Here is a 5,772-nt window from a genome sequence, read left to right on the forward strand (position 1 = left end):
GGCGGCACCGGCCGCGCCCGCCGCGCCGCCGCCCGTACCGCCCGCCGCGCCCGTACCGGCAGCCGTACCCGCGGCCGTACCCGCCGCGGCAGCGCCACCGACCACGGCACCGGCGCCGAGCGCCGCGGCCGCCGCCGAGAAGTACCCGGCCCCGACCCAGAGCAGCACGCCACCGGGCAGCACCGCCCGCAGGCTGTGGTTGATGTCGGAGAGCTCCAGGTAGGCCGCCGTGCAGCGGTCGCACTCCTGGATGTGGCGGCCGACCTCGGACGAGGCCCGCTTGCGCAGCGATCCGCGGGCGTACGCGCCCAGCCGGACCGCGTACGCCGTGCAGCCGCTCTCCTGGCTGCCCGACACGTGTGCCTGGAGGAACCCGGCGGCCAGCCGGTCCCTGGCCCGGTGCGCCTGCACGGCGGTGGCGTTGGCGGTCTTCCCGATCAGCACCGCCACCGTCTTCGGCGACTCCCGCTCGACCTCGGTGTGCCAGAGCACCATCCGGTCGTCCTCGGGGAGTTCGACGAAGGCCTGCATCACCATCCGCCGGTCCGCCAGCGCCATCGCCCAGGCGTCCGCGCCGGGGTCGGCCAGGTCGAACTCGACCGTGGACGCCGAACTCTGCGCGAACGCCCCGAAGTCGTCGACCAACTGCTCCCGCCGATCCGAGCGGGTCCAGACGGCGGCCACGTTGCGGACCGCCGTCAGCAGGTAGGCCCGGACCGCGAACTCCGGCCCCTTGCCCGCCCGCAGGGCCTGGAGGGTACGGGCGAACACCTCGCCGGCCAGGTCCTCCGCGGTGAAGCTGTCCCGGCAGCAGGTCCGCGCGTAGCGGCGCACCGACTCCGCGTGCCGCCGGTAGATCTCCTCGTACGCGGTGTCGTCGCCGGCCCGCACCCGTGCCGTCAACTCGGCGTCCGAGGGCGGGCGTTCACCGTCCACCGGGTCGGCGGGCGCGGGTACCACCGCCCGGGCCGGGGCGAGGCGCCGGGCGCCCGCCGCCTCCCCGACGAAGGACTCCGGGGTGACCCCGCCCTGCCCGGCCGGGGCCTGACCCGGCACCCGCCCGGCCAGCGACTCCCTCGCCGGCGCGCCGGCCTGATCCGGTACCTGGCCCGGGACTCCGCGGCCGGAGCCCGGATCGTTCTGGTCGTCAGTGCTCAATGCGGCCCCCATGCGCCGAACCCGGTCGGCCGGAACAACTCCCGTGCGAACCGCCCCCGGCCGAGGCGGCCCGGGGCCGGGGACGACACCACCGCCATCGCGGCGGCCCGTACGCGGGGCGGCGCGCCGAGCGGAACGGCACGCATCGGGACAATGGCTCCAACCACGGGCAAAGAATGGCATAGCGCAGCGGCCATCGGTAACCGGGAAGGCCACCGCCCACCCTTCCGGGCACCCGGTCGACGGACTCCGCCGGGCCCGCCCGGCACGCGCCCCCGCCCGCGCCGCGCGGTCCGACGGTGCCTCAGCGCGCCCGCAGCCCCTGCAGCAGGATCTGCAGCAGCCGGTCCGCCGGAGCGTCCTCGGGCAGCCCCGGCGAGGTCCGCACCGGGACCGCGTGTGCCGGGACGGCGGCCGTCAGCACCAGCACCACGTCCGAGACCGTCACCCCCGGCCGCAGCTCCCCGGCCGCCCCGGCCCGGGCCACCAGCGCGGCCAGCAGGTGCAGCAGCAGCCGCGGATCGGCGTCCGGCACGACCTGCGCGTCGCCGTCCTGGGCCCGTCCGCCGAACGGCGCGTCGAGCCGCCCCTCGAAGGAGGCGTCCAGCGACCGGCGTTGCTCGGGCACCCGGCCGATGTCCTCGGCGTACCGGAAGGACTCCGGCGGCAGCAGCCGGCCCGCGCCGGACTCGACCGCCCGCGCCAGGAAGCCCGACAGCGCCTCCCACGGCTGCTCGTCGCCGTACAGCGACTCCCTGGCCTGGGCGGTCAGCCACCCGACCTCCTCGGCGGCGATCCGCTGGACCAGCACCTCCTTGCTCGGGAACCGCCGGTACACGGTGCCGACCCCGACCCCGGCGCGTCGCGCGACCTCCTCCATCGGCGCGTCGTAACCGAGCTCCCCGAACACCTGGCGGGCGGCCCGCAGCACGCTCTCCAGGTTCCGCCGGGCGTCGACCCGCAGCCGGGACGCCTCCCCGCGGCCGCCGTCCGGCTCGTACCCGGTGCCCGTACCCGCGCCCGTACCCGCGCCGGGAACGGGCTGGCCGAGCCGCTCCGGCCCGGCCGGGCCGCGCTGCTCGGGCACCGCCCCCGGGCCGACCGGCGGCAGCGTCCGCCCCGCCATCTGTTCCTGATCAGTCATTCCAACCCTCCCCCGCAGGTGCCCGTCCCGGGCCCCTGTACGGACCGCGTTCCCCCCGGTGCCGAACACCGACGTCCGCGCCGTCCGCCTGATGTCTGCGCACTACCCTTCCCCGGATCTCCCCGGTGCAGTCCGGGAGTTGTGCCGGGTGGTTCAGGGACAGACCGAACCAATCGTTGGTCCAGCGCACAATCCGACCATAGTTCAAGGAAGTTCGGGGCAGAAGTGGCCGAAACTCGGCCACCGTCGCAAGCCTGGCGCCATTCCGGCACATCCGTCCCACCCGATCCGGTCGGCACTGTGGACAAGACGGCCCTCGGCAGGGCGTCATATGGGGGACGTGAACCGGATCACAGTGGCCGGAGGTGCCCCATCAGGATCCTGATCATCGGTGGCGGGTGCGCCGGCCTGACCGTCGCGCTCCGGCTCCAGCAGACGCTGCGGACCCGGCTCCGTACGGGCCAGGACGAGATCACACTGGTCGAACCGCAGCCGTACCTCACCTACCACCCGCTGCTCGCCGAGGTCGCCGCCGGCACCATCGACCCCCGCCACGTGGTCGTACCGCTGCGCCGCACCCTGCCCGACTGCCGGGTGCTCACCGCCAGGGTCACCCGGGTCGACCACGCCGCGCGGCGGGCCCGGATCGACGCCGCCGCCCCGGGCGAGAGCGGCCTGACCTCCGAACTGCACTACGACGTCCTGGTGGTGGCCCCCGGCTCGGTGTCCCGCACCGCGCCCGTCCCCGGCCTCGCCGAACACGGCCTCGGCTTCGCCACCGTCGGCGAGGCCGTCAGCCTGCGCAACCACGTCCTGGAACAGCTCGACCTGGCCTCCACCACCCGCGACCCGGAACTGCGCCAGTCCGCCCTCACCTTCGTCTTCGTCGGGGCCGGGTACGCCGGCGTCGGGGCGCTCGCCGAGCTGGAGGACATGGCCCGGTACGCGACCAAGGGCTACCACAACCTCCAGGCCGACGACCTGCGCTGGGTCCTGGTCGAGGCGACCGGCCGGATCCTGCCCGAGGAGTCCCCCGAACTCGCCGACCACACCCTCGCCGAACTGCGCGAACACAGCGTCGACGTCCGCCTGCGGACCACCCTGGAGTCGGCCGCCGACCGGATGATGACCCTCTCCGACGGCAGCAGGTTCGCCGCCCGCACCCTGGTCTGGACGGCCGGCACCCGCCCGGCCCCGCTGCTGAACCACACCGACCTCCCGCTCGACGGAAACGGCCGGATCCGGTGCCTGCCCGACCTGCGGGTGGCCGGTCCCGACGGCCTGCCGCTGGCCGGTGCCTGGGCCGCCGGCGACTGCGCGGCCGTACCCGACCCCGGCGCCGAGGGCGCACCCTGCGCACCCAACGCCCAGCACGCGCTCGCCCAGGCCGACCTGCTGGCCGCCAACCTGCTGGCCGCCGCGGCCGGGCAGGCGCTGCGCGACTACCACCCGGACCGCCCGTACTGCTCCACCTCGCTCGGCGTCGGCCGGGCCGTCGCCCACACCCGCCGCGGCCAGCTCACCGGCCGCCGCGCCTGGTGGCTGCACCGGGCCCGGCACCTGCGCCGGCTGCCGAGCCCGGAACGCCGGGTCCGGATCCTCACCGACTGGCTGCTGGCCGGGCTGTTCCGCCGCGAGGTGGTCTCGCTGGGGTCCGTCGAACACCCCCGCGCGGAGTTCGAGGCCGGCTTCACCGACCTCCACCCCGGCCCGTGACCGGGCCCGCGAACGCGCCGCGATGACGGTACGACTTCCGAAACCACGACCCGGCCTGACAGGATCTCCCAACCGGGTCATCACGTGGTGTGCTCGCACAGACGCAAAACGTGATGATCCGACTACAGCCCGCCGTTGACCGACCGACCCGACCGACCGTCCCGACCGACCGCCTTCGACCGACAGCCGAGGGAAGCCCACCCGGGCCGCGCACCCCCGCGGCCGGCCCCCGCCGAGTGAACACCCGTACCCGAACCGAGGAAGCGGCCGACGTTTGAACCTCATGCGCTGGAGCGCCCGGCTCACCGGAGCCCCGCGGCGTGCCGCTCCCCCCAGTCCCGGCCCCGGACCCGGCCACGGCCACGCCCACGGCCACGACGAGTCGGTCACCGTCCCCGGCCCGCGGGACCCGGCCGCGCAGGCCGGCCTGCTCGACCAACGCGACCTCGACCAGCTCTACGACCTGCGCGATGTCCTGCGCCGCCTCCCCGCCCCGGTCGCCGTCACCTACGGCCCGCAGCACCAGCTCGGCTACGCCAACCGCGCCTACCGCGAACTCTTCGGCGCCCGCACCAACGGCCCGCCCGCGGCCGAGGCGCTCCCCGAACTGGCCGCCCTCGGCGTACTCCCGCTGCTCGACCAGGTCCTGCGCAGCGGCCGGCCGCGCAGCGTGAAGTCCCGGGCGATCCTCAGCCTCGGCGGAAACCGCTACTACAACATCTCCTGCGTCCCGCTCGGCGCCGGGACGGACGGCACCACCCCGGCCGGCGTCCTGATCTTCGCCGCCGAGGTGACCGACCAGGTCCAGGCCGCCCTGCGCCTGCGCGAGGCCGAACGCCGCCAGCGCCAGGCCGCCGTCACCCTCCAGCGCAGCCTCCTGCCGCAGAAGCTGGAACAGCCGGCCGACCTGCGGGTCGCCGCCACCTACCAGCCCGGCGGCGCGGACGCGGCGGTCGGCGGCGACTGGTACGACGTGATCGGCCTCGGCGGCGGCCGGACCGCCCTGGTGATCGGCGACGTGATGGGCCGCGGCATGCGCGCCGCCGCCGTCATGGGCCAGCTGCGCACCGCCGTCCGCGCCTACGCCCGCCTCGACCTCCCGCCCCACGAGGTGATGCGCCTGCTCGACGGCCTCGCCATGGAGATCGACGCCAACCAGATCGCCACCTGCGCGTACGCCGTCTGGGACCCGGCCACCAGCAGTCTCACCTACGCCTCGGCCGGCCACCTCCCCTTCCTGCTGCGCTGCCCCGAGGGCACCATCCTGCGCAGCGAGGAACAGAACGGCCCGCCGCTCGGCACCGGCAGCGGTACCCACATCTCGCACACCCTGCGCCTGCTGCCCGGCACCACCGGCGTCCTCTACACGGACGGCCTGGTCGAACGCCGGGAGGAGGACATCGACGACGGCATCGAGCTGCTGGCCCGCGCCCTGGGCGGTGCGGCCGGCGCCCCCGACGTCATCTGCGCCAGGCTGCTCAGGGCGATGGGGGTCACCGCGGAGCACGACGACGACGTTGCCGTGCTGGCCTTCCAACTGCCACTTGACTCTCCCGCGCCGGATGCCTAAAGTTCTTCGAGCTGCCCGTCTCAGGGAGCACCGGACACGTGTCTACGCGGCCGGTCCCGAGGCAGCCAATCCCTTGAAACACCACTTCTCGTCCCACTGGGTCGTGCTCTGTCGCGTCCCCGTGCGAATTGGCGTGCGCGTTTATATGGATTGCGGCCGGATTCGCTTTTCGGAGCGTGGATCG

At 74.9% G+C, this 5,772-nt stretch carries 4 protein-coding genes; 2 read left to right on the plus strand and 2 right to left on the minus strand.

All coding sequences use genetic code 11. From position 1 onward, the window contains the following. Positions 1-1,158, minus strand: a 1,158-nt coding sequence (locus AA75_RS16785) for an RNA polymerase sigma factor (protein ID WP_233289041.1), incomplete at its 3' end; no start/stop codon positions are given. Between the two features lie 304 nt (positions 1,159-1,462). Next, a complete protein-coding gene (locus tag AA75_RS16790) occupies positions 1,463-2,302 on the minus strand; it encodes a TetR/AcrR family transcriptional regulator (protein WP_233289042.1) in 840 nt (279 codons plus the stop codon). Between the two features lie 378 nt (positions 2,303-2,680). Here AA75_RS16790 and AA75_RS16795 point away from each other — a divergent pair, with 378 nt between their 5' ends. Both AA75_RS16795 and AA75_RS16800 read left to right on the plus strand, forming a co-directional pair. Then, the gene (locus AA75_RS16795; RefSeq protein WP_233289043.1) at positions 2,681-4,018 is read left to right on the plus strand and encodes an NAD(P)/FAD-dependent oxidoreductase; all 1,338 of its coding nucleotides are present in this window, start codon (positions 2,681-2,683) and stop codon (positions 4,016-4,018) included. 283 nt (positions 4,019-4,301) lie between these two features. After that, positions 4,302-5,588 (plus strand): SpoIIE family protein phosphatase, encoded by a 1,287-nt coding sequence (locus AA75_RS16800; RefSeq protein WP_051812598.1) that lies wholly within the window; start codon positions 4,302-4,304, stop codon positions 5,586-5,588. Positions 5,589-5,772: the final 184 nt, after the last annotated feature.

It is taken from the genome of Kitasatospora sp. MBT63 (assembly GCF_000710465.2).
GTDB lineage: Bacteria > Actinomycetota > Actinomycetes > Streptomycetales > Streptomycetaceae > Kitasatospora.

Coding starts and splice junctions, on each gene's coding strand:
- AA75_RS16800 (WP_051812598.1), top strand. CDS start 4,302: ATGCGCTGGAGCGCCCGGCTCACCGGAGCCCCGCGGCGTGCCGCTCCC.
- AA75_RS16790 (WP_233289042.1), bottom strand. CDS start 2,302: ATGACTGATCAGGAACAGATGGCGGGGCGGACGCTGCCGCCGGTCGGC.